This window comes from Haloplanus ruber, assembly GCF_024494725.1.
In the GTDB taxonomy this organism is placed as follows: domain Archaea; phylum Halobacteriota; class Halobacteria; order Halobacteriales; family Haloferacaceae; genus Haloplanus; species Haloplanus ruber.
In genome coordinates, this window is sequence record NZ_JANHDK010000001.1 from 675143 (window position 1) to 699463 (window position 24321).

Genomic DNA, 24321 nt, shown 5'->3' on the forward strand with positions numbered 1-24321 from the left:
TGCCGTGGGCTTTTCCTCCGCTATCGCCGTTCGACGACGAACTCCGTGCCGGGCTTCATGCGTGCCGTCATCGCGCCGACCAGCGGCGGGTCCGCGTCGGGGTCGCCCGGCCAGCGGAGGTCGTACTCGCGGCCGACCGTCGCCAGGGCGAGTGTCGCCTCCAGCAGGGCGAACTGGCGCCCGATACAGCGACGCGGGCCGCCGCCGAAGGGTGCGTACGCGAAATCCGGCAGGCGCTCGCGGAGGTCGGTCGCCCAGCGCTCGGGACGGAAGGCGTCGGGGTCATCGTAAAACCGTGGGTCGCGGTGCACCTGATCGACGGTGAGCCACGTCGCCGCCCCTTCGGGGATGCGATAGCCGTCCAGGGTCACGTCGGTCGCCGCCTCGCGAGGGATCGTATACACCGGCGGATACTTGCGGAGCGTCTCGGTCACGACCCGTTCGGTCATGCCGAGAGCGTCGACATCGTCGACCGTCGGCGGCCCATCGAGGGAATCGACCTCGGCGTGGAACCGCGCCCGCACGTCCGGGTTGGTCGCCAGCGCGTAGAACGCGAAGGCGATGGCCGTCGAGGTGGTGTCGTGCCCGGCGAAGATCATCGTCACCACCTGGTCCCGAAGGTGGTCGTCGTCCAGCGCCCCCTCGGGGGCCGCCCCCGATTCCCGGAGCGCGACCAGCAGAGAGAGGAGGTCGTCGGCCGCCGACGGATCGGCCGGCGGATCGTCCGCCGCCGAGTCGAGCAGGTCGCCGGCGACGGCGTGGAGGCGTTCCTTCCCGCGTTCGAACCGCCGACGGGCCGGCGTCGGCACCCAGCGCGGGAGCGGGTAGGAGGTAGGGGTAAACCAGTCCTGTAGGCGGTCGGCGGCCGTCCGGATCGACTCGTCGCCGTCCAAGGCGAGTTCGCGCCCGAAGAGCGTCGCGAACAGCATATCCAGACTCAACTGCCCCGTCTCCGCGGCGAGGTCGATCCGGTCGCCGTCCGCCCAGCGGCGACACCGGCGCTCGACCTGCGCGACCATTTCCTCGGCGTGATCGAGGAGTCGGTCCCGGGCGAACAGGGGTTGTAACACCCCACGCTGGCGGCGCCAGCTATCCCCCTCGACGGCCACGAGTCCGCCGTCGAAGGCGATTCTGAAGTCGTCGGACTTCCGGAAGTCGTCGCGGCCGCTCAGGAGAACGTGCTCGAAGTGGTTCGGGTGGCCGAGGTGGTAGACGTCGCCCGGGCCGAGGAGTTTGACGCGGACGAAATCGTGTTCGGCCATCGCTCGGGTCCGGAAGCCGAAGACGTCGCGCATCGCCCCGACGGTGTGGGTCAGCGGGTGACCGAGCGTCGAAGGGTAGGGCGGCAGTGGGGCCGCCGCGCCGTCGCCCGATGACATACCGGTATGTCTCGTTTCCGAGGCTTATACCTCGGGGATCACGGCGGCGGCGTCAGGGCAACACGACCGGGCAGCGAACGGCAGGGTCTCCTTTCGCACCCGGATCGGCGATGGAAGTGTGACGCCCACTTCCCCCGTACGGGAGATACTGGGAGACGTCATCGGAGGGAATAGATATATGCGTTCCCGCCGTCCGTCTCGATTCGAGATGCGGAACCCAAATACGATGCCCGCGGGCGGATGGCAGAGAACGGTCCACCGGTCGTTCACGCCGGCCGGCGCTGCGAGCATCGTCCCCACCGGCGCACTCCGGAATCGTCGCCGTCCCCACGACACACCGGGCGGGCAACGGGGGTCAGTCGGGGGATGAACGTGGACGTCGAACTCGACGCCGTGCCCGCAGAGGCAACCTTCACCACGGTCGATACGCACACGGCGGGAGAGCCGACGCGGATCCTTCTCGATGGGGTCGACAGTTCGACCCTGGCGGGCGACAGTGTCCGCGCCCGGCGCGATTCGTTCGCTGCTCAGTACGACTGGGTCCGCGAACTGCTGATGCGCGAACCGCGAGGTCACGACGACATGTTCGGTGCGGTGGTCGTCGACCCACACGACGACGACGCCGACCTCGGCGTGTTCTTCCTGGACGCCGACGGATATCTGGACATGTGCGGTCACGGGACCATCGGCGTCGTCTCGGCGCTCGTCGAGTTAGGGGAACTTTCCGCCGATCCGACGGTTCGCGTCGAGACCCCGGCGGGGGTCGTCGAAGCACGGCCACGATGTACCGACGAGGGGGTCGACGCCGTCACACTCCGGATGGTCGAATCGTTCGTCTACGAGAGAGTGACGATTCCGAGTCCGTGTTCGGACGCGTCGCTCCCAGTCGATGTCGTCTACGCCGGGAACTTCTTCGCGCTCGTCGACGCCGCCCACTTGGACGGCTCCCTCGAAACCACCCCGACGGACGCACTCGTCGAGTGGGGCCTCGACATCCGGGACGCCGTCAACGAGCGTCTCGACGTCGTCAACCCCCTCACCGGTGACGCGGCCCGCGTGTCGATCACCGAAATATACGAATCGGGTGACGACGCCGACCGGAGTATCGTCGTCTTCGGCGACGGCCAGGTGGACCGCTCCCCCTGTGGCACCGGCACGTGTGCGAAGATGACGCTGCTGTACGAGACCGGCCGACTCTCGGTCGGCGACCAGTACGTCCACGAGAGCATCATCGGAACGCGGTTCCAGGGGCGGATCGTCGAGACGAGAGAGCGAGACGGGGTCGAGACGACCGTCCCCACGATTACCGGTAGCGCCCGGATCACGGGCCGTCACACCTTCCTGAAGGACCCGCGGGACGGGCTGAGCGGGTTCAGTCTCTCCGCGTCGGACGGCTAGTTGATCGAGAAGGCCGCCGTCCGGCCCTGCCGTGAGCGTGCATCAAAGGATTAGTTGCTTCGACCAGTCTCCTCGCGCATGAGTTCTGACGAGTCGCCGGATCCGGAGGAGACAGTGCGGGAGGCCGTCGAGCGGTCTCGGAGCGGCGCGCCAGCGGTCGGGGAGGTGGTCCGAGACCGATTCTCGACGGACGAGGTGTTCCAGCGTATCGTCGCGGCGGCCGACGAGGAGATCACCGCGGGGAGCCGTGAGCTGTTCTTTTCGGGGCTGGCAGCCGGCTTCGCCATCACGATCACGTTCCTGCTGTACGCGTCGCTGACGGCATCGACCGACGGTCACCCCGTGTTGAGCGCGATGCTGTACCCACTGGGATTCATCTACATCATCATCGGGGGGTATCAGCTGTACACGGAGAATACGCTCCCTCCGGTGGCGCTGACGCTCGAACGCTTGGTGAGCGTGCCGGCGCTGTTGCGAAACTGGACGGTCGTTCTCGCGGGCAACTTCACAGGGGGAACCATCGGGGCTGCCGCGCTCGCGTGGGGCGGCGTCTTCTCCCCGTCGACGGCCGCGACAGCCGTCGAACTCGGGCGAAAGGGCGTCGAGACGGCGCCATCGACGCTGTTCGTCAAGGCCGCCTTCGCCGGCCTGATCGTCGCCGGCGTCGTGTGGGTCGAATACGCCGCTCGCGACACCGTCTCCCGGATCGCCGTCGTCTATCTCGCCTTCCTCGCGGTGCCGCTCGGCAACCTGTTTCACATCGTCGTCTCGTACACCGAGATGGTCTATCTGGTCCTCGTCGACGACCTCTCAATCGTCGTCGGCGTCACGGAGTTCGCACTCCCGGTCCTGCTTGGCAACACCGTCGGCGGCGTCCTGCTGGTGACCGTCGTCAACTACTTCCAGACGACCGAACACCGGCTCGAATCCGCGCGGTTCGAGGGGGCGAAACGCCAGCTGTCGCCCCGCGAGTGGGTTCTCGGCGGCCTCGCCGGCCGACCGTACGTCCCGCTGGTCAACACGGGCGAACGCGTCGCCGACGACGACGGACCGTACCGAATTATCGTCCCGATAGCCAACCCACGGACCGAGCGACGCCTGATCGAACTCGCCTGTCTCGTCGCGCGCGACCGGGAGGCGGCGGTCGTCCACCCGGTCCACGTGGTGCAGGTGCCCAGCCAACGGGCCGGCGGATACGGTGCCGGCCAACACCGCCGGATCATCGACGAGTCCGACGAACTCCTCGAAGGGGTCCGCGAGACGGTCCGAACCCACGATGTCGACGTCGAAACGTCGACCATCGTCTCCCACCGGTCGTTCGACGAGATATTCGACGTGGCCGAACGCGAGAACGCCGACCTGCTAATGATCGGCTGGGACGACAACCGCCCGTGGACGACCGGCCGCGGCGGACGGTCGCTGACGGACCTGCGTGGCGCGCCGCCGTGTGACTTCCTTGCCCTGCGGGACCGTGACCTCGACACCTCGCGAATCCTCCTGCCGACCGTCGACTCGGCCGACTGCGCGCTCGGGAGCGAGATGGCCAGGGCGCTCGGATCGACTGCCGGCGCGTCGAGTACGCTCCTCCACGTCGTCGACGGCCCGGACGCCCGCGAGGCGGGTGAGGCGTTCCTCGACCGGTGGGCGACCGATCACGGCCTCGACGACGCCGAACGCGTCGTCGACACCGCCGGCGACGTCGAGGGCGCCATCGCGACGGCGTCGGCCGACCACTCGCTGGTCGTCATCGGCGCGGTCGAACGTGGACTGCTCCCCCGTCTCGTCACCGACTCGCTCAGGCTCGACGTCGTCGACGAAGTCGACTGTTCGGTGTTGCTGGCCGAACGTGCGTCGCCCCGGAGCCTCCGCGAGCGACTGTTCGGCCGGCGGGCCGACCCCCGGGAGCCGACCAAGCGCTGACTCGTCGGTTCGGTCCGCGGCTCAGATTCCCTGTACCCCGTCGACGACGCCAGCCGTCTCGAGGGTCATCCACCCGAGGAAGATCAGATAGAGGCCGAGCAACGCGTACGCCTCGGGATCGGTCAGTTCGAGATGTGTCCGGGTAAGCACGACGAAGACAATCGTCGCGAAGGCGAGAAACCCGAGCATGGGGGTGGCGACCCGGAAGTCGACGGTCACGGACCCGCCGAGCAGGACGCCCACGGGAATGGCTACGAGCAGATTGAACGTGTTGCTCCCGAGGACGTTCGTGAGGCTGGTAACGGCGTCGTCGTCCGTAGCGGCGCGGACGCTGACGAACGCATCGGGCAGGCTAGTCGCCGCGGCGATGACGGTGATCCCCCAGAGAAAGGAGGGCGTCCCGAAGAAGGCGCCGAACGCGAGGGCGGCCCGCACGATGCCCTCGACGCCGACGGCGATGAGGATGAGCGCGACGACGAGCCAGCCCCACTCCCGACCCACCGCGATGTCGGACGACGGGGTGGCGGTATGCTCGCGCGTGTCCTGATACTGGAGGAAGACGTAGACGCCGTAGGTGAGCAGGGGAAGGACCGCGAGCGTCGGCGTGAGCACCGCCGCCTCGACTGTCCCGTCGGGGACGTACGTGGCGCCGAGGGCGAACGTGAGAAAGAGAACGAGGACGCTGATGATGTAGAACTGGGCGTCCTTGTGGACGATGTCACGGGTCGTCTCCAGTTCCTCGCTCGCGAGGGCGGCGACAGCGGGGATCACCAGCAGGTTGAAGATGGCGCTGCCGACGATGGCGCCGACACCGAGCGAGAAATCGCCGTGGAGGAGCGTGCTGATGACGACGGAGCTGAGCTCCGGAAAGCTCGATCCGACGGCGACGACGACGGCGCCGTGGACGGCGACCGGCAGCCCGTAGTAGCGGCTGAGCCGTGCCGCCGCCGATTCGAGGCGTTCACTCCCCATCCAGATGACGGCGGTCGAAGCGACCAGGAGGCCGGCCGCGAGCGTGGGTCCGAGCACCGCCCGGGTTGTCGACGGGAACGGGCAAAAACCCCCCTCCTCGGGTCGGGCGACCGCCCGGTATAAGTCCCGAGGGGGCGAGTAGCCGGACGTGTCCGACCGGTGGCTCTACGCGTGGGGGTTGGCCTCGCTGGGACTCGGCGGTGCGTCGCTCATCGTGCCGCTGTACGTCGTGGAGTTGGGCGGCGGCCCAGCGACGCTCGGAATTCTCGCGGCCGCGGCCGCGGCGGCCGGAACGCCCGGAGCTCTCGGCATCGGGTGGCTCGCCGACCGCACCGGCCGGCGCCGGCGGTACGTGCTCGCGGCCGTCGGCGTCGTCGCCGTCTCGCTCGCGGCCGTGCCCGCCCTCGACGCCATCGCTGCCGTCGTGGTCGCGAACGCGGCGATTTGGCTCGCGTTCGCCGCCGCGGTGCCGGTCCTTACCCTCCTCGCCGTCGTGGATACGCCGGAGTCGGCGTGGAGCGACCGGATCGCCCGGCTCAACGAGATACAGGGTGTGGGATGGGCGCTCGGCCTGCTCGTCGGGTTCGTGGTCGTCCTCGCGGGCGACCGACTCGGCTGGGCGGCGGTCACCGCCCAGCGGGCCGTGTGTCTGATCTGTGCGGCGAGTACGGGCGTCGGCGGGGTCGTCGCCGCCCGCTCACTGCCCGCCGATCCCGACCCGGACTCCCCGAGCGCCGCCCCGACACCGCGTCGCCTGCGCCGCGCACTCCGCGACGTGCGACCTTTCGGCGTCCGCGGCGCGAGCTTCCCGTTCACCGCCCGACGGATGGACGTCCGTGGACTCCATCCACGGCGGTTCGTCCGGCGATTCACCCCCGAACTCGCGGTCTTTTTCCTCGCCATCACGCTCGCGTTCGCGGGCTTTGGCGCCTTCTTCGCTCCGCTGCCAGCCTACCTCGCGGGCGTCGGCGTCGGTGACTCCGGCGTCTTCGGCCTCTATCTGGTCTTGAACGTCGCCGCGGCCGCCTGCTTCGGCGTCGCCGCGACGCTCACGGCACGCTACGAGGTGACGCTGGTCCACGTCGGCGCGCTGGCGGTCAGAGGCGTCGCATTTCCGGCTCTCGTCCTGACCGGCGGGGCGCTGGCGCCGACCGTCGCCCTGTTCGTCGCCGTCGGCCTCGCGTGGGCGGTCATCGCCGTCTCCGCTGGAACGCTCGTCACGCGGCTCTCCCCGCCAACCGTCCGCGGGGAAGCACTCGGGGTGTACAGCGCCCTCTCGACGTTCGCGAGCGGCGTCGGGAGCGTCGTCGGCGGGTGGCTGGCGGCGACCGGCTACCTTCGCACGTTCGGCGTGGCCGGCGGCCTCGTCGCCGCGGGCGCGGTGGTCGTGCTCCTCCTCCGGCGACGCGTCGGGCGTGACCGCGCCGCCGACACGGAGCGGACGGTTTATTCCACGGACGGTCCAGGGTGAGGTATGGATACCTGGCAGCGGCGGACGCTGATCTACGTGGTCGTCCTCGTTGGGGTGATGCTCGGCTACGCGGCGGCGTACGACGCCGGCATGAGCCTCTTCGAGGGCTCGCCGATCAGCTTTCTGCACGCACTCCAGGTCGTCGTCGAGACGTTCACGACCACGGGCTACGGCTCCGACGCCCCGTGGTCGAGCGCCGCGATGAACCTCTTTGTCATCGCGATGGACCTCTCGGGCGTGGTGCTCATCTTTCTCGCGCTTCCGGTCCTCGTCTTCCCGCTGTTCGAGGAGGCTATGTCGACGACGGTGCCCACGGCCGCCGACGAGGACCTCTCGGATCACGTCGTCGTCTGTACGCTCACGCCGCGGGGTGAGACCCTCGTCGACGAACTCGATTCCTGGGACGTCGAACACCTGATCCTCGAACCCGACCGCGAGCGCGCCCGGGACCGCTACGAGGAGGGGTACGACGTGGTCCACGCCGATCCGCAGTCCGTCGACGGCTTGGAAGCCGCCAGCCTCTCTACGGCACAGGCCCTCGTCGCCGACGACACCGACCCCGTAAACACGAGCATCGTCTTGACCGCCGAGGAGGTCGCGCCGGACGTCCGAACGGTGAGCGTCGTCGACGACCCCGACCGGGAGCGGTACCACCGCCTCGCGGGCGCCGACGACGTCCTCTCGCCTCGGGCGCTGCTCGGCGAGGGACTCGCCGCCAAGGTAACGACAGGTATCTCGACGGAACTCGGCGAAGCCATCGAGATTGGCGAGGACTTCGAGGTGGCGGAGCTTCCGGTCCACCGGGGGAGCGACCTCGTCGGCCGCACCATCGCCGAGAGTGGGATTCGCGAGCAGTCGGGCGCGAACGTCGTCGGTGCGTGGTTCCGCGGGGAGTTCGAGAGTCCACCGGCACCCGACGCCGTGATCGACGGCGGCACCGTGTTGCTGGTCAGCGGCCGCGAGACGCAACTGGAACGCCTGAAGGATATGACGCTGTCGGACGTTCGCTCGCTCGGCCGGGGGCGGACCGTCGTCGTCGGCCACGGCGAGGTCGGAGGGACGGTCGCCGATGCGCTCTCGGCGGCGGATATCGCCCACGTCGTCATGGATCGCGCGGAAGATCCGACGGTCGACGTGGTTGGCGACGCGACCGATCCCGAGGCGCTCGTCCGGGCTGGTATCGAAGACGCTGGCACTCTCATCCTCGCGCTCCCCGACGACACGCTCACCGAGTTCGCCATCCTCGTCGCGCGCGATCTGAACCCGTCGGTCGAGTTGATCGCCCGGGCCGAGGAGACCGAGAACGTCCAGAAGATGTACCGCGCCGGCGCGGACTACGTCCTGTCGCTGGCGACGGTCAGCGGCCGGATGCTCGCCTCGACGATTCTGGAAGACGAGGAGGTGATCTCGCTGGACAAGCAGGTGGAGGTGATTCGCACCCACGCCCCTGGCCTCGTCGGACGGACGCTCGGCGAGGCGGACGTGCGCGCACGCACAGGGTGTACGGTCGTCGGCGTCGAACGGGACGGCGAGATGGTGACCGATCTCGGCCCCGCGTTCCGGATCGAGGAGGGTGACGAACTCGTCATCGCCGGCACCGACGCGGGGACAAACAGCTTCACCGAGACGATGGGGTCACGGAGCGACTGACCGGGCGTTCACTCCCCCGTCGTCACGACGAGTTTGCCGAGTGTGTCGCGCTCTTCCATGGTCCGGAAGGCCTCGCCGGTCTCGTCGAGCGGGAAGGTGCGGTCGATCCGCGGCGACAGGTCGCCCGTCGCGACGAGGTCGACCAGTCGTTCGAGATCCGTCTGTGTCCCCATCGTGCTCCCGATGATTCGCTTGTGGCCGCGGAACAGGTCGGCAATGTCGATCTCGGAGGTCGGCCCCGCGGTGCGTCCACAGACGATCATCCGCCCGCCGCGGCGCATCACGTCCATCCCGAGATCGGTGAACTCGCCCCCGAGGTGGTTGATGACGGCGTCGGGCGCGCCGATGGACGCGACGGCTTCCCGGAGGTCCTCGGGGTCGGTCCCCTGGACGGTGTGATCGGCGCCCAACGCCGCGACGGTCTCCAGTTTCGACGCCGAGGCGGAAGTTCCGATGCTCCGGACGCCGAGGACGTCGGCCAACTGAATGGCGGCAACGCCGACGCCGCCGGTCGCGCCGGGGACGAAGAGCAGGTCGCCAGGCTCTAACTCCGCCCGGCGGAGCATGTGGTAGGCGGTCAGATACGCCGTTGGGAGCGCCGCGGCAGTCGTGGCGTCCACGCCGTCGGGCAGGGGGATCAGACGCGACGCCTCCACGCAGGCCGTCTCCGCGAGTCCCCCGTGGTACAGCGAGTAGGACGCACAGAGGTTCTCCGGGCCTTCGCGACAGAACCGACAGTCCCCACACGTCTCGTTCGGGCAGAGCAGCACCCGGTCGCCGGGGTCGACGTCGGCGACCCCCTCGCCGACGGCGCGAACCGTCCCGGCCACGTCGAGACCGCTGACGAAGGGGAGGTCGGTCGGGTCGACCATCGCCGACGCGCCGTTCAGAATCCAGAGGTCGTGGTGGTTGATCGAGCAGGCTGCGACGTCGACAGTCGCCTCGCCCCGTCCCGGTTCCGGGGTCGACTGATCGACGACGCTGACGCCGTTCGGTCCCGTTAGCTCGGTGAATGCAGCGGCACGCATCGGTCGGAAATGCGGCGCCGGCGACGTAAGGCTGGGGGTTGGCGCCACCAGCCCGACTCGGAGCGTTCGGTCCCTCGGTAAACGACTCTGACCCGACGAATAATGTGAAACGTTACCGGGCGTCTCCGATGACTTAACCGTCCGGACCGCGAAAGAACGGTATGAGCGAAGAGACAGGGCGTCGGGACCTCCGAATGCCCGACGACGACGAGCTGTTCGCCGTAGTAACAGAGCACAACGGTGGGAATCACGTCCGCGTCCGCTGTGAGGACGGCGAGAACCGGATGGGGCGTATCCCCGGCCGCATGAAGTACCGCACCTGGATCAACGAGGGCGACGTGGTGCTCGTCGAGCCGTGGGACTGGCAAGACGAGAAGGCAAACATCGAGTGGCGCTACTCCGGAAAGGACGCCGACCAACTGCGCCGCGAAGGCCACATCGACTGATTCGGCCGGTGGCGGCCGCCGTGGCTGCGAGACGGCCGACCGGGAACGCACGGCGTATCTTTTATCAGACGACAGTCGCCGAGTCGCGACACAGTTCCGAGGCGCCGGACGTCCCCGCGTATGCGTCTCTGGGCGTACTGCACGAAGAGCCGACGATCCCGGAACTCCCGTCCGTTCTTACGGTTATACTGGCCCCATACCCAACGACTTTTGTGCTATCCCCGGGGCTAGTGGCCATGGACGGAAACCCGGATCTCGACCGCTTCGATTCGCGGCGGTCGACGGCGTACGCACAGGACGGTATGGTGGCGACGAGCCAGCCACTCGCCGCGCAAGCGGGAGTCACGGCGCTTCGCGAGGGGGGTAACGCCTTCGATGCGGCGGTGACGACGGCGGCGGCGCTGAACGTCGTCGAGCCGATGAGTACGGGCATCGGCGGCGACGCCTTCGCGCTCTATCGCACCGCCGACGGCGACGTGGGAGCCTTCCGCGCCTGCGGCGGGGCACCCGCCGCAGCGACCGCCGGGACCGTCCGGGAGCGCGTGGCGGAGCGAACGGGAACCGATCCCGAGGCGGCGTCGATGCCCGATGACGGCCCGCTCGCCGTCACCGTCCCCGGCACCGTCCGCGGGTGGGAGACGCTGCTCGCCGACCACGGCACCCTGTCGCTGTCGCAGGCGCTTCGACCGGCCATCGACTACGCGACCGAGGGGTTCCCGGTCAGCGAGGTGATCGCCGGCATGTGGACGGCCGCCGAGACGCTGTTCACCGAGACGGACGCCCGCGAGGAGTATCTGCTCGACGGGCGTGCGCCCGAGACGGGCGAGGTGATGACGCTCCCGGACCTCGGCTCGACGCTTCGCACCATCGCCACGGAGGGGGCCGACGCCTTCTACGAGGGGGCGCTCGCCGAGCGCATCGGGGAGTCGGTGCGCGAGCGAGGCGGCCTGCTGACGGCCGACGACCTCGCGGGCTTCGAACCGGAGTACGTCGATCCCGTCTCGACGACCTACCGCGGCGCGGAGGTGTACGAACTCCCGCCCAACAACCAGGGGTTGATCGCTCTGGAGGCGCTGAACATCGCGGCGGAACTGGACGCCGGGTCGTACGACTACGACTCCCCCGAGCGAGTTCACTACTTCGCCGAGTCGCTGAAGCGGGCCTTCCACGATGGCCACCACTACATCACCGACCCTACGTTCGAGGACGTCCCGGCGCTGGGTTCGACGGCTCACGCTGCCGAGCGGGCGGCAACGGTCGGCGAGCAGGCGGGCTCGGTTTCGGTCGGCGGGCCGGCCGCCCCCGGCGACGGCGACACCGTCCTCCTGACCGTCGCCGACGCGGCGGGCAACGTCGTCTCCTTTATCAACTCCATTTTCGGCCACTTCGGGAGCGGCGTCGTCGTGCCCGGGACGGGGATCACACTCCAGAATCGCGGGAGTTCGTTCTCGCTCGACCCCGACCACCCGAACCGGATCGAACCCGGCAAGCGGCCGTTCCACACCCTCATCCCGGGACTCGCCCGCTTCGATAGCGACGACTGGGCGGCCTTCGGCGTCATGGGCGGGTATATGCAACCCCAGGGCCACCTCCAAGTGCTTGCGAACCTCCTCGACTACGACATGCCGCTCCAGGCAGCGCTCGACGCGCCGCGCTGGCGCTACCTCGAGGATGGATCGCTGGCGGTCGAGGACCGGTTCCCCGCCGGCCTCCTCCCGAAACTCGCCCGTCGGGGCCACGACGTGGTCGTCAAGCCGGCCACAGAGTTCGGCGGCGGCCAGATCACCCGGGTCGCCGACGGCGTCATCTCGGGCGCGACCGAACCGCGCAAGGATGGGACCGCCGCGGGGTTCTAGCGGAGTCGGGCGAGGGCGTGGTAGCCGACGAGGCCGGCGACGAAGGCGATTCCGACGTTCGTCAGGAGCGCGAGAACGCCGATACCGCCAGTCAACAGCGGATCGTCCGTGTCGGCGCCCGCCCGTCCGAGTTCCACCGCCACGAGAACGAGAACGACGCCGAGGACGGCCATCGGAAATGCGGCCACGAGGTCGACGGCGACGACGGCGAGCAGGACGTAGAACCCGCCGAGGATGACGTTCGCGGTGGCGGTGCGGGCGCCGAAGGCGTACTTGCCGGCGACGCCGCCGCTCCCGTGACACATGGGCATCGCTCCCAGCGGGACCGCCAGCAGGTTCATCAGGCCCATACTGGTCGAGAGGTCGTCCGGTGAGGTGTCGGCGTCGAAGTACTCGTCGACGAGCAGCGCGGTGGCGACGGCGGCGTTGCCGACGGTCATCGCCAGTTGGCCGAGCGTCGCACCGACGGCGTTCCGGGAGACGGTGAGCGTCGAGGGATCGAGGAGAACGGGCGTCGGAAGGCGAGGCGTGACGGTGCCGGCGGCGCCCGCAGCGATGATGCCGCCCATCGCGAGGACGGCCAGCGCGGCGGTGTTCCGATAGCCCATCGCGACGGCGACGAGGGCGACGGCGACGGAGAGCGCGGCGAGTCGCGGGGAACCGAGTCCCGTCGTCACGCCCGTCCGGAGGAGAACGAGCGCAACCCCGACTTGGATGCCGCGAACGACCGGTTCCCCGACGTACGGCGCCAGGCGGTCGAGCGTCCCGGTCACCCCGACCAGGAGCAGGGTTCCGCCGGCGAGCAGTCCCGCGGCGACGTACTCCCCGCCCGAGAGGCCGCCGGCGATCACCAACGCGGCGAGTGCCTTCATCGGCTCGACGGACAGCGGATAGCCGTAGTAGAGGCCCCACACGACTTGGAAGACTCCAAACCCGAGGAGGAGACGCCCCAGAGCGAGGTCGGTGAGCGCCGCGACGGCGACGACGATTGGGAGGACGGTGACGGTGTCACCGACGGCACCCGTCACCTCGCCCCAGGCGATGTCGAACCGCGTCTCCCGCCAACTGGCCAGCGATATCACTTGGTCCTATATTCCCGCTCTAAAGGCAAAGATCTATCGAGAAAATGATATATGTCACGTTTCGGCGTTGGCGTAATCGTTTTCGGTTATGTCCGACGATCCCGAACTCATCGGGCGGGGTGGATCAGATTGGTCCGGTATAGAGCGATATGCAACGCCGATAAACTCTCTAAAAATCTCTAGGGCCGTCGTAAAACGACCCAAACCGAACGGTCGTGAGCGGTGATGGGGCGAAACGACGCGAAGACACCGCAACGATTTGCCCCCTATATGGAGGTGGGGGGACAAGCGGTGAGTGCAGCCAGTCACCATGTCCACCCCCGAATCCACGCTCCTCGACGGCACCGCCACCGACCCGCTTCCGGCCCTCCAGAATACCCTCCGTGCGGCACTCGCGTACGCCGCCCTGCCGGTTCGTTTCGTCGCCTTCTGGGTGGCGACGCTGCTCCCGCTGACGTACGTCCCGTTGCTGGCGATGGGCGTGGTGACCGGCAACCAGCTTGGCTTTGCGGGGTTGCTCGGCCTGAACACCGTGGCGTTCGTCGTCGGCCACTCGTACAATCGGCCCGAGTGACCGCCCGCGGTCGGCTGGCTCTGTTGGGGGAACCGGAATTCATTTTCGCCCGCCTGCGCAAGGTGTCGGTATGGAAGTACGCGAAATCGAGGGGCTCGGCCCCGCGGAGCGGGCGGCACTGTTCGACCGTGATGCGGGGGTCGAGAGCGTCCGTGAGGACGTGCGTGGGATCGTCGACCGCGTCCGCGACGAGGGCGACGTGGCCGTTCGGGAGTTCTGTCGCGAGTTCGACGGCGTCGAGGTCGGTAACCTGGACGTGACCGACGCCGCGGCGGCCGCCCACGAGGACGCCGATCCGGAACTGCTGGCAGCGATCAGAGACGCCGCCGACAACGTCCGCGAGTTCCACGAGCGACAGCGCCCCGACGACTGGCGCGAGGACTTCGGCGGCCGCGAACTCGGGCGGCGATTCCGCCCGCTCGACAGCGTCGGCGTCTACGTCCCCGGCGGCGCGGCCGCCTACCCTTCCAGCGCGCTGATGGGAATCGTCCCCGCGACGGTGGCGGGCGTCGATCACGTCGTGGTGACGACGCCGCCGGCCGAGGAACTGAACCCGGCGACGCTCGCGGCCATCCACGAGGCGGGCGCAGACGCCGTCTACAGCATCGGCGGCGCTCAAGCGGTCGCCGCCGTGGCCTACGGCACGGAGACGGTGACGCCCGTCCAGAAGGTGGTCGGCCCGGGCAACCGCTGGGTGACCGCCGCCAAAGCCGAGGTTCGGGGCGACGTCGACATCGACTTTCTTGCCGGCCCGAGCGAGGTGCTCGTCCTCGCGGACGAAACCGCCGAGCCGGGCTACGTCGCCGCCGACCTGCTGGCTCAGGCCGAACACGATGACCACGCCTCGGTCGTCGCGGTGACGGACGATCCTGCGCTCGCGACGGCAGTCGTCGAGGAACTCGACGCCCGCCTCCCCGAGATGGCACGGCGCGAGACGGCCGCGGCGGCGCTCGAAAACGACGCCAGCGGCGTCTTCCTCGCGCGTTCGATGTCCGAGGCTGTCCTCTTTGCCGAGGAGTACGCCGCCGAACACCTCTCGATCCAGGCGGCGGACGACGAGGCACTACTGGACCGGATCGACAGCGCCGGAAGTGTCTTTCTCGGTCCGTACACGCCCGTCGCGGCCGGTGACTACGCCTCCGGCACCAATCACGTGCTCCCGACCGGCGGCGAGGCAAAGCGCTTCGGCGGCCTCTCCGTCGAGACGTTCCTGCGCTCGACGACCGTTCAGCGACTCGACCGGGACGCCCTCGATTCCCTCTCGGGGACGATCACCACCCTCGCCGAAGCCGAGGGGCTGTACGGCCACGCCGACAGCGTCCGCCGTCGGTTCGAGTAGTCCACAACGTTGAGGGGCCAGGCGTGTCAATGGGACGACGATGCCTCCCTCCAACCCCGTTCCGACCGCCCTGGATCGAACCCGCTCGTCGCTCGGATACCTGTTCTCGGGACTGCGCTGGCTCGCCGCCGTCCTCGCCGCGGGAGTCGTGGCGCTTCTCGGGTGGACCGGGACCGGCCTCCACCGCCTCGGCGCCGCCGTCGCCGCCCTCCGCGGCCCGGTCGTCCGCGTCGTCCGCGGGCCGCTCGCCGCGCTCGTCCTCGGCCGCCGAGCCGCCGTCTCTGTGATCCTCGCGGGAGTCGCGCCGGTTCTCGCGGTTCTGACCGCCGGTCTCGTGGCGACGACAGTCGGCTACCACCCGCTCGAACGGTGGCTCGTCGGCACCTGGACCGGCACCGCCCCCCGAGTCGCCGTCTTCGTCGGCGCAGCCCTGCTCGTCGGTCTGGCCGCCGCGGGCGCCGTCGCGCGGGCGGGACTGGTCCCAACAGGCGTCCTCGTCGCCGCCCCGGTCTTCGGCGTCGCCGTCACCCGCTACGGAACCACCGTGTCCACGTACGGCGGCGAGCGAGTCGTCTCTCTCCCGGAAGCAGTCGCCATCGCGGCCGGCGTGGCCGCCGTCGGAAGCGTCGCCGTCGTCGTCGTCGGCTACCCGCTGGGGGCCGCCACCCGGCGTGCCGTTCGGATCGTCCGGGCAGAGCGCGGGGAACGTAACGTTGAGTGATTACGTCGCCCCGTCAGGGTTAACAGGCTCGGCGGTGTACAGAGAGCTATGAGTACCGAGAGCGTGACTGGGGCAAGCGACAGCGTGGTTGAGATCACCCCCGAAGCCGCCACGCAAGCCCTCGACCTGATGGATCGAGAGGGGATGGACTGCGACGTCGGCGGTCTACGACTGTTCGTCCAGCAGGGCGGCTGTGCGGGGCTCTCCTACGGCATGCGGTTCGACGACGAACCCGAGGAAGACGATTTAGTGGTCGAGTCTCACGACCTGCGCGTGTTCGTCGACCCTGCCAGCGCCGACTACATCGGCGGCTCCGTCCTCGCATACGAGGCCGGCCTCCAAGCGGAGGGCTTCCACGTCGAGAACCCGAACGTCGTCTCGGAGTGTGGCTGTGGGGAATCCTTCCGAACCTGATGCGTCGCTCGTGCGCCGTTCGGCGCCCGACGACACGACGGTCTACATCGACCGGGCGGCCCCCGACCGCGGCACCCACGGCCCCTTTTTCATCGCTTACTGCACTTCCGAACGCGACCGTCCGTGGGGATATCTCTGTGGCAACTGCGACGCCTTCGACACCGCCATGGACACCATGGGACGGATCGAATGCAACGCCTGCGGAAATCTCCGGAAACCGGATCGCTGGGACGCCGCCCACGAGTGACTCCTTACCGTGACAACACTTATCATCCGACCCGCCGTAGTAGAGGGTACATGGCCCCTGTTACCATGCCACCCGTCGAAGAGGCCCGACGGATCTTCCGTCGCCTCGGCTACTCCGTCGACGGCGACGGGACCGATCTTCGGGCCGAGCGAAAGTGGCGAACCGTCCACGTGACCGCACTCGACGCCGATGAGGCGTCCGCGCCGCGACAGTTGCGCGCGGACGGCGGCCGATCCGAATATCACCTCCGCTGTTTCGTCACGTGGATGGAATCCGCAGGGACGCTCCGCGACCGACTCGCGGGGCTCGATCCGAACTACGAGTGGGCGGTCATCGGCGTCGACGCCGAGGATGACGACTACACGGTCGTCGACCGCGTCGAAACGGCGGCGTAGTCGCGCCGCACCTTTACCTTCCTCGCCCCCGCCCGTAGGATATGGCCGAGTTCGTCTTCCAGTCCGCCCTCGTTCGGCGGGCGCTCGTCGCGTTCATCGAGCGCCTCGTCAACACGCTGCCGACCGTCATCACGGGCGTGGTTTTTCTCATCTTGGCGGCGCTTCTCGTCAAACTCGTCCTCGTGGTCCTGAACGCGGTGCTCGCCCGAACGATGCGCGGGCAGTCGCCCGTCTACCGACAGTTCCTGACGACGGTCGTCGCCGTCTTCCTCTGGTTCGGCGTCGGCCTCTCGACGCTTTCGGTGGTGGGACTGGAAGGCATCGCCGCCTCGCTCGGCACCGCCGCCGGCTTCGTGGCGCTCGGTGTCTCCTACGCCACCAGCGACATGATCGCCGACGCCGTCGCCGGAATCTATCTGCTTCGCGACCCCGACTTCGAGGCCGGCGACACCGTCCGCGTCGGCGACATGGAGGGGGTCGTCCGGTCCATCGAACTCCGGAAGACCCGCTTCGGCGTCGACGGCGACGTCGTCGTCCGCGGAAACGCCGATATCGAGGCTCGTTGGACGAAAGTCGGCGGCGAGCGGGGCTGACACCGGCGATTCTGTGCGGTCCGTTGTCACGTCGCCCGCGCACTTTATAGTCGCGCCGCGAGAAATTAGGTCATGTTCGTGGGTCACGCCGCCGTCGCGTTCGCCATCGTCGCGGGCGTCGCGGTTGGTCGCGGCTGGACCGCGGAGCGAGCCCTCACCGTCGGCCTGCTGGCGGGAGCGTTCGCTTCGCTTCCCGACGTCGACATCGCGTACGCCCTCGTGGGTGTCGTGTCCGCCGCGAGCGGCGACGCCTTGACCCTCGCGTCCGCGTTCTGGTCGACGGGCAACCTCGTTCACCGCACGGTCACCCACTCGCTGGTGCTCGCCCCGCCGGTCGCCCTCGTCGCGGCGCTCGCCGGCCCGTCCCGTCGGGCCACTCGACTCGTCGCCCTCACCCTCGGTGTCGGCGTCGTCGCCCTCGCTTTGACCGTGAGCGGACCGCTCGGGGCCGTCGTCACCGTGCCTTTCGTCCTCGGCGCGGCGGCCATCGGAATCCTCGCACGTCGGTACACCGACCTCCCTCCGGCGACGGTGTTCGCCGTCGGGGTGGTCGGTCTCGTCTCCCACCCCTTCGGTGACCTCGTGACGGGCGAACCGCCGGCGATGCTCTATCCCTTCGAGACGGCGCTCGTGACCGACCGACTCGTCCTCGCGGCCGACCCGACTCTCCACCTGCTCGCGGCGTTCGGAGTCGAACTCGCGACCATCTGGGCGGCCGTCGCCGTCGCCGGCGCCGCGACCGGTCTTCGGCCCCGGACTGCCGTGTCCCCGCGGGCCACCCTCGGCGCAGGCTACGCGGCGAGTATCCTCCTCATCCCGGCGCCGACGCTCGATCTGTCCTACCCGTTCGTGTTCTCGGTGCTCGGGGTCGGCCTCGTCGGCGCCCTGCCGACGGTGCGTCTGGTCGGCACCGCCGACAGACCGACCGTCGAACCGCCCGGGTGGCTCCCCGCCCTCCTGACCGGCCTGTCGGCAATCACGGTCGCGTGGCTAGCCTACACCGTTGCCTACGTAGTCGTCGGGTGACCGAAACGGAGATACGGCGGCTCAGTAGCCCCGCGAGATGAGATACTCGGCGAGGTCCTCGAGAAGGGATCGGGCCTCGTTGTCGGGGAGGGCATCGAGGTCGGCCTTGCTCTGCTCGACGAGCGAGCGGGCCTTCTCGCGGGCGTACTCGATGCTTCCCGCCTCGTGGAGCGTCTCGACTGCCGACTCGACGGCCTCGTCGGTGAGCGACTCGGCGTCCTCGGCGTCGACCAGTCCGTCCACGTCGACCCCCTGTTGTCGGGCGTGAAGGGTAATGAGCGTCTCCTTGTTTTCGACGAGGTCAGACCCGCGCTGTTTGCCGAGATGCTTCGACGGGACTGTCAGATCGAGGACGTCGTCCTGGATCTGAAACGCGGTCCCGGAGTGGATGCCGTAGTCGGAGAGCGCGTCGACGACCGCCTCGTCGGCGCCGAGCAGGATCCCCGGTGTCGCCGCCGCGTCGCCGTACAACACGGCGGTCTTCGACTCGATCATCTCTAGGTACTCCTCGGGCAACACCTCGGTTCGGTGTTCGAACTCGACGTCGAGGGCCTGCCCCTCGCAGATGCGCGTACAGGTGTTCGCGAGCATCCGCATCGCCTCGAGAGCGTTCGCGGGGGCCGCTCCCGTCTCGGCCATGATCTCGAAGGCCGTCGAGTAGAGCGTATCTCCCGCTAGAATGGCGGTATCGACGTCGTAGGCCTCGTGGACGGCCGGCACCCCGCGCCGGAGCGCGTCGTCGTCCATGATGTCGTCGTGGATGAGGGTGAACGACTGGATGACTTCGAGGCTCAGCGCCCCGGCCATCACGTCCACCTCGCCGCCATCGAGCGCGGGAAACTGCCGGTAGTCGACGGAGAGCGGGGGCACGTCTGCGATGGCCTCGGCGACGAGCAGTGACACCGTCGGTCGGAGTCGCTTCCCGCCTGCCTTCAGCAGGTACCGTGAGGCCTCCCAGAGCCGTTCGGGCTCTACGAGTGGGAGGTCCTCGTCCAAGGCTGCGTTGACACGCTCGCGGCGCTCGCGAACTGCCGCGAGCACCCGCTCTTCCGTCGAGTCGGTCGTCATTCCACCAGCTGGATCATGTTGCCGTTGCGCGTGACGTGCAGGTCACGGCCCAGGGCGTAGCCCTGACTCTCACACAGGTCGACGTAGGGGGCGAACCCTTCGAGGTCCTGGTGGGCGGGAACGATGTGCTGGGGCTGGAGAGCGTCGAGCATCTCGTAGTGACCCTCCTGGCGGAGGTGCCCCGAGACATGGATGTCGTCGTAGATGCGCGCGCCCTGCATCCGGAGCAGCCGCTCGGACTGGTAACGCTGGCCCTCGTTGGTCGGCTCGGGGATCACCCGTGCCGAGAACAGCACCTTGTCCCCGTCGTCCAGTTCGTAGGGCGTCTCGCCACGGCCCATCCGCGTCAGCATCGCCCGCGGTTCTCCCTGGTGGCCCGTGACGATGGGCAGGTAGTTCTCCTTGCCCTCCTTCATGATCCGCTTGAACGTGCGGTCGACGGACTTCCGGTGGCCGTACATCCCCAGATCCTCGGGGAAGTCGACGAAGTCCAAGCGCTCGGCGGTGCCCGAGTACTTCTCCATCGAGCGGCCGAGGAGGACCGGCTGACGGCCGATATCCTTGGCGAACTCGACGAGGCTGGTGACCCGTGCGATGTGGGAACTGAACGTCGTGGCGACGATTCCCCCGTCGTAGTCCTCGACGGAGTACATCACGTCTCGAAGGTGCTTCCGGGCGACGGACTCGCTCGGCGTTCGGCCCTTCGATCCGGCGTTCGTGCAGTCCTCGATGTAACAGAGGACACCCTCACCCTCACGACCGATCTCACGGAACCGCTTCATGTCGATCGGGTCGCCGATCACCGGCGTGTGGTCCATCCGCTTGTCCAACCCGTAGACGACCGACCCCTCCGGCGTGTGGAGGACCGGGTTGATCGCGTCGATGATCGAGTGGGTGACGTTCACGAACTCCAGTTCGACCGACCCGGAGTCACCGATGGACATCGTCTCGCCCGCGTCCATCTTCACCAGATCGTTGTCGACGTTGAACTTGTTCTCGCCCTGCACCTGCTGTTTCACCAGTTCGATGGTAAAGGGCGTCGCGACGACGGGGGCGTCGTACCGGTGGGCGAGTTTCGAGATGGCGCCGATGTGGTCGAGGTGCCCGTGGGTCGGAACGATTGCCTGGACGTCCCCTTCGAGGTCACTCATCACCCGGTCGTCGGGGATAGCGCCCATGTCGATCAGGTCGAGACTGTGCATCTGTTCGGTTTCGACGTTGTCGTGGATCAGTACCTGCGAGAGGTTCAGACCCATGTCGAAGACGACGACGTCGTCGCCGGCGCGGACGGCAGTCATCTGCCGACCGACTTCCTCGTAGCCGCCAATGGTTGCGATTTCGATTTCCATGGTTAGCATTGAAACGCCACGCGCGTGGCGGACCGCTCACTCAAATCCCGTCCTCGGGGGCCACCGGCCCCGGCGTCTTACAGCACGTCGGTCGCTGGTCCCCGCGTGCGGCCGCTGCCGCACTTGCCCGCGGGTCGTTGGTACGAGCCACTACACACCGGGGTGATAAAAACTACGTGGGTCCGCTCCGCGGCCGCACTACCGCTCGGCGGGGACACCGTCACCGTCGGCCACGGTGTCGGCCCACGCGAAGGCGACGCCCGCACGCTCGGCGGTCACGGCGTCGCGTTCGGAGTCGCCGACGAACAGCGTCGTCTCAGGGTCGGCTCCGAGACGGTCGACGGTCGCCAGCAACGGCGCCGGATCGGGTTTGTGTGTCGTCACCGAATCCCGCCCGACGACGGCCCCGACGTGGGCAGACAAGTCGTGGCGGTCGAGCGCCAGCCGACAGGCCGACTCGGCGTTGAGCGAACAGACGCCGACCGGTCGGTCGCGGTGCGGGAGACGGTCGGCGAGAGGGAGACGGATGGAGCGCTCGGCGCCCTGTCGCTCGTGGGCCGCGAGGATCGACTCCAGTTTCTCCCCGAGGCCGTGTTCGGGCGCGACTTCGAGCAACGACCAGAGGTCGGCGTCGGCGTCGACGCCCGCGTCGGCGAAGACTGCCGTCGCCTCCTCGGCGGCGGCCTTCCAGTTGACCGCCAGTCTGACCAGTGTCCCGTCGAGGTCGTAGACGATGGCGCCGTAGTCGTCGATACGGGTGCTCACGCCTTGCGATACGCGTCCCCGGATAATGGCGTCTTCGGTCGCCACGGTCGTGCGACGGCAACGGCTCCCGTCACCCCCCTGTTCGGGGCGCGCTGGATAGCCGGCTCTGTGCCGACGGCCGCCGTGGACCCTGCCACGAGCTATTTGTTGTCGGGTGTCGTACACGTTCTCATGTTCCGTCCCCCCACGGTCCTGAGCGCTGTTCTGGTCCTCGTGCTCGTCGCCCCGGTCGCCCCGGTCACAGCCCAGTCCGGCGATACGGTCACCCTGACGATTACCGTCCGCGACACCGACGGCGACCCCGTTAGCGACACCGACCTCGACGCGACGTGGGAGGACGGGTCGACGACGGCCACGACCGCAGCCAACGGCAAGGCGTTCGTGGACGCGCCCACCGGTGCCACAGTCGAGATTGCCGTCACACACCCACGGTACGTCCGCAACTCGCCGTACGTCGTCGAGTCGGCGAGCGAAACGGACGTGGAGATCGACGTGTACCGGAAGAGTACCGTCCGCTTGGAAGTGAGCGACGACGACGGCTCGGTGGCCGACGCGTCGGTCGTGATCGAACGAGGCGGACTGACCTACCAGACGGGGACCACCGGCTCGGACGGCGTCTTCGAGTCCGAGACGCTGGCGGCAGGGACGTACACCGTCGTCGTCAACAAGCCCGGCTACTACACCCGCGAAAAGTCCCTCGAAATCGAGGGATCGATCACAAACCGGGTGGCACTCAGACGCGGATCGGTGTCGGTGAACGTCCGGGTCGTCGACCCCTACTTCGACCCGCCGGAGTCCGTCTCCGGGGCGACCGTCGCCTTCGGTGACGTCGCCACCGACCGAACAAACGCCAGCGGGAACGCAACCCTGACCGCCCCGGTCAACACCGAGGCGACCCTGCGGGTGACCCGCGACGGCTATCGTACCGCCGAACGCGAGGTGACGGTCGGTGAGGACGCCGAGGATGTCGCGGTCGACCTCTCGCGCACGCGGTCGATCACGCTGGAAGCCATAAACGAGCGGGTGGTAGCGGGCGAACGCACGGTTCTCCGGGCGACCAACGCCTACGGCGACGGCGCGGCGGTCGCGACGGTCGTTCTCGACGGGGAGCAGGTCGGCACCACCGACAGCGACGGCGAGGTCACGGTGCGGATCACCGACCCCGGCACACACACGCTCTACGTCACGAACGACGGCGTCCGGTCGAACGAGGTGCAGGTCGAAGCCATCGGCGACGACGAGGGCGCTACGACGCCGCCCGGCGCGACAGGGACAGAAGAGGCAGACCCCACGGCGACCGAACCGACGACGACGGGGACCAGCCCCGGGTTCGGAATTCTCACCGTCCTCGCCCTCCTCGCCGTTCTCGTCGTCGCGCTCCGGCGCCGCTAGGCGTCTCGCAGGGCCGCGACGACGTCGGCAGGGTCGGCGTCGAGGCCGCCCCCCTGAGCGAACGTCGGCCCGCCGCCGCCGCCACCACCGAACCGGTCGGTCACCCCGTCGACGACGTCGCCGGCATCCACGTCACCGGTCGTCGCGACGACCACGTACGGGGCCGGCCCCTCGCCGACGACGGCGAGGGCGTCGACGCCGTCGCCGACCCGCTCCTGTGCCGCCTCGCCGACCTCGTTGGGACCGAAGTCGGCGACGGTGCCGACCCGCCAGACCGCCCCGTCGCGTTCGACCGTCGGGAGGGCGCCCAGTCGCGCGCCGAGCACCTCCGATTTGTACGCCGCCACCTCGGACGCGAGGTCGTCGCGTTCCGCCCGCAGCGCCGTGACCGCCTCGTCGAGGGCGGTGACGTTCGTATCGAGGTCGCGGGCGGCGTCGCGGGCGGCACGCCGGACCGTCGCCCGGCGGTCGATGGCGCTTGGACCTACCGCGAACTCGACGCGCGTGAGTCCCTCTCCGGGGTTCGACCGGCCGAGAATCTCGACCGGCCCGATCTCGCGGGTGTTTCGGACGTGTGTGCCGCCACAGGCGGCCACGTCCCAGTCTTCGACCTCGACGAGGCGGACCGTATCGGCGCCGCTCATCACACCCTCCTCGGTCTTGGTGTTGAACGCCACCGCCTCGCGGTCGCGGGCCGCCTCGACCGGGACCTCCTCCCACGAGACGGGACGGGAGTCCCACACCGCACGGTTGGTGAGGCGTTCGAGTTCCACCAGCACCGAATCGTCGATATCGGTCGTCGTCGCGAGGTCGACGCGGACCTTCTCCGCGTCGATATCGAACCCACCGTAGCCGAGGCCATCGAGGAGCCGCCGGCCCGCCCCATAGAGGAGGTGACTCGCCGTGTGGGCACGGGTGCAGTAGGTCCGGAACTCGTCGTCGATCACGCCGGCCACCTCGTCCCCGGGCGACAGGTCCGCGTCCGCGGCCAGGTGGTGTACCACACCCTCGTCGCCGGCCTGTACGTCCGTCACGGGGACGCCGGCGAGCGTGCCGCGGTCGGCCGGCTGGCCGCCGCTCTCGGCGTAGAAGTACGTCCGGTCGAGAACCACTGCACAACCCGTCTCACCGTCGGTCACGGCCGCGACGGTCGCCTCAAACTCCCGTACGTCGGGCTCGGCAGGAGCGCGCGTCTGCATGGGCAGGGGTCGGACGCCCAACCCATAAATCCGGTCG

23 protein-coding genes are annotated in these 24321 nt (G+C 68.8%); 15 read left to right on the forward strand and 8 right to left on the reverse strand.

The genetic code is table 11. The features are described from left to right. Nucleotides 1-20: 20 nt before the first annotated feature. Nucleotides 21-1379, reverse strand: coding sequence for a cytochrome P450 (locus NO878_RS03590; protein ID WP_256404588.1), 1359 nt, complete (start codon nt 1377-1379; stop codon nt 21-23). A gap of 366 nt (nt 1380-1745) precedes the next feature. On the opposite strand from NO878_RS03590, the gene NO878_RS03595 reads away from it, so the two are divergent. Together NO878_RS03595 and NO878_RS03600 are read left to right on the forward strand one after the other, a co-directional pair. Then, a complete protein-coding gene (locus NO878_RS03595) occupies nt 1746-2777 on the forward strand; it encodes a proline racemase family protein (protein WP_256404589.1) in 1032 nt (343 codons plus the stop codon). Between the two features lie 78 nt (nt 2778-2855). Next, complete coding sequence (locus tag NO878_RS03600) at nt 2856-4697, forward strand: formate/nitrite transporter family protein (protein WP_256404590.1); 1842 nt, start codon at nt 2856-2858, stop codon at nt 4695-4697. A gap of 21 nt (nt 4698-4718) precedes the next feature. Here the strand turns inward: NO878_RS03600 and NO878_RS03605 are convergent, their stop codons facing one another. Then, nucleotides 4719-5726 (reverse strand): sodium:calcium antiporter, encoded by a 1008-nt coding sequence (locus tag NO878_RS03605; RefSeq protein ID WP_256404591.1) that lies wholly within the window; start codon nt 5724-5726, stop codon nt 4719-4721. 91 nt (nt 5727-5817) lie between these two features. Between NO878_RS03605 and NO878_RS03610 the strand changes: the two genes are divergently transcribed. Together NO878_RS03610 and NO878_RS03615 are read left to right on the forward strand one after the other, a co-directional pair. Next, nucleotides 5818-7140, forward strand: coding sequence for an MFS transporter (locus tag NO878_RS03610; protein ID WP_256404592.1), 1323 nt, complete (start codon nt 5818-5820; stop codon nt 7138-7140). A gap of 3 nt (nt 7141-7143) precedes the next feature. After that, nucleotides 7144-8790, forward strand: a complete 1647-nt coding sequence (locus NO878_RS03615) for a potassium channel family protein (protein ID WP_256404593.1) — start codon at nt 7144-7146, stop codon at nt 8788-8790. Nucleotides 8791-8798: 8 nt separating this feature from the next. Here NO878_RS03615 and NO878_RS03620 read toward each other — a convergent pair whose 3' ends face one another. Further along, the gene (locus NO878_RS03620; RefSeq protein ID WP_256404594.1) at nt 8799-9818 is read right to left on the reverse strand and encodes an alcohol dehydrogenase catalytic domain-containing protein; all 1020 of its coding nucleotides are present in this window, start codon (nt 9816-9818) and stop codon (nt 8799-8801) included. Between the two features lie 161 nt (nt 9819-9979). On the opposite strand from NO878_RS03620, the gene eif1A reads away from it, so the two are divergent. After that, nucleotides 9980-10264, forward strand: coding sequence for a translation initiation factor eIF-1A (gene eif1A, locus NO878_RS03625; RefSeq protein WP_256404595.1), 285 nt, complete (start codon nt 9980-9982; stop codon nt 10262-10264). Between the two features lie 236 nt (nt 10265-10500). Beyond that, nucleotides 10501-12120: a gamma-glutamyltransferase gene (gene ggt, locus NO878_RS03630; RefSeq protein WP_256404596.1), complete on the forward strand. Its 1620-nt coding sequence runs from the start codon at nt 10501-10503 to the stop codon at nt 12118-12120. On the opposite strand, the gene NO878_RS03635 is transcribed toward ggt, so the two are convergent. Continuing rightward, nucleotides 12117-13199, reverse strand: a complete 1083-nt coding sequence (locus NO878_RS03635) for a putative sulfate/molybdate transporter (RefSeq protein WP_256405455.1) — start codon at nt 13197-13199, stop codon at nt 12117-12119. The two genes, ggt and NO878_RS03635, sit on opposite strands and share 4 nt — an antisense overlap. 298 nt (nt 13200-13497) lie before the next feature. Here NO878_RS03635 and NO878_RS03640 point away from each other — a divergent pair, with 298 nt between their 5' ends. From NO878_RS03640 to NO878_RS03675, 8 genes are all read left to right on the forward strand, one after another. Next, nucleotides 13498-13776 carry a DUF8028 family protein gene (locus NO878_RS03640; RefSeq protein WP_256404597.1) on the forward strand — a complete coding sequence of 93 codons (279 nt, stop codon included), beginning with the start codon at nt 13498-13500 and terminating at the stop codon, nt 13774-13776. 70 nt (nt 13777-13846) lie between these two features. Further along, the gene (gene hisD / locus NO878_RS03645; RefSeq protein WP_256404598.1) at nt 13847-15115 is read left to right on the forward strand and encodes a histidinol dehydrogenase; all 1269 of its coding nucleotides are present in this window, start codon (nt 13847-13849) and stop codon (nt 15113-15115) included. A gap of 40 nt (nt 15116-15155) precedes the next feature. Continuing rightward, complete coding sequence (locus NO878_RS03650; RefSeq protein ID WP_256404599.1) at nt 15156-15836, forward strand: DUF8071 domain-containing protein; 681 nt, start codon at nt 15156-15158, stop codon at nt 15834-15836. 48 nt (nt 15837-15884) lie between these two features. Then, a complete protein-coding gene (locus NO878_RS03655; protein ID WP_256404600.1) occupies nt 15885-16250 on the forward strand; it encodes a HesB/IscA family protein in 366 nt (121 codons plus the stop codon). After that, nucleotides 16228-16497: a DUF5816 domain-containing protein gene (locus NO878_RS03660; protein WP_379823876.1), complete on the forward strand. Its 270-nt coding sequence runs from the start codon at nt 16228-16230 to the stop codon at nt 16495-16497. The genes NO878_RS03655 and NO878_RS03660 overlap by 23 nt, the downstream gene beginning before the upstream one ends. Nucleotides 16498-16547: 50 nt before the next feature. Further along, nucleotides 16548-16892 carry a DUF7116 family protein gene (locus NO878_RS03665; RefSeq protein WP_256404601.1) on the forward strand — a complete coding sequence of 115 codons (345 nt, stop codon included), beginning with the start codon at nt 16548-16550 and terminating at the stop codon, nt 16890-16892. A 41-nt stretch (nt 16893-16933) separates the two neighbouring features. After that, nucleotides 16934-17485, forward strand: a complete 552-nt coding sequence (locus NO878_RS03670) for a mechanosensitive ion channel domain-containing protein (RefSeq protein ID WP_256404602.1) — start codon at nt 16934-16936, stop codon at nt 17483-17485. A 72-nt stretch (nt 17486-17557) separates the two neighbouring features. Continuing rightward, entirely contained in the window at nt 17558-18511 is a 954-nt protein-coding gene (locus NO878_RS03675) for a metal-dependent hydrolase (RefSeq protein ID WP_256404603.1), read from the forward strand. Between the two features lie 21 nt (nt 18512-18532). On the opposite strand, the gene NO878_RS03680 is transcribed toward NO878_RS03675, so the two are convergent. From NO878_RS03680 to NO878_RS03690, 3 genes are all read right to left on the reverse strand, one after another. Next, nucleotides 18533-19579, reverse strand: a complete 1047-nt coding sequence (locus tag NO878_RS03680; RefSeq protein ID WP_256404604.1) for a polyprenyl synthetase family protein — start codon at nt 19577-19579, stop codon at nt 18533-18535. Beyond that, nucleotides 19576-20928 carry a ribonuclease J gene (locus NO878_RS03685; protein ID WP_256405457.1) on the reverse strand — a complete coding sequence of 451 codons (1353 nt, stop codon included), beginning with the start codon at nt 20926-20928 and terminating at the stop codon, nt 19576-19578. Before NO878_RS03685 ends, NO878_RS03680 begins: the two co-directional genes overlap by 4 nt. 198 nt (nt 20929-21126) lie before the next feature. After that, nucleotides 21127-21693, reverse strand: a complete 567-nt coding sequence (locus NO878_RS03690; protein WP_256404605.1) for an HAD family hydrolase — start codon at nt 21691-21693, stop codon at nt 21127-21129. Between the two features lie 171 nt (nt 21694-21864). Between NO878_RS03690 and NO878_RS03695 the strand changes: the two genes are divergently transcribed. After that, nucleotides 21865-23085 carry a carboxypeptidase-like regulatory domain-containing protein gene (locus NO878_RS03695; protein ID WP_256404606.1) on the forward strand — a complete coding sequence of 407 codons (1221 nt, stop codon included), beginning with the start codon at nt 21865-21867 and terminating at the stop codon, nt 23083-23085. On the opposite strand, the gene NO878_RS03700 is transcribed toward NO878_RS03695, so the two are convergent. Then, nucleotides 23082-24284 carry an alanyl-tRNA editing protein gene (locus NO878_RS03700; protein ID WP_256404607.1) on the reverse strand — a complete coding sequence of 401 codons (1203 nt, stop codon included), beginning with the start codon at nt 24282-24284 and terminating at the stop codon, nt 23082-23084. The two genes, NO878_RS03695 and NO878_RS03700, sit on opposite strands and share 4 nt — an antisense overlap. Between the last annotated feature and the right edge of the window lie 37 nt (nt 24285-24321).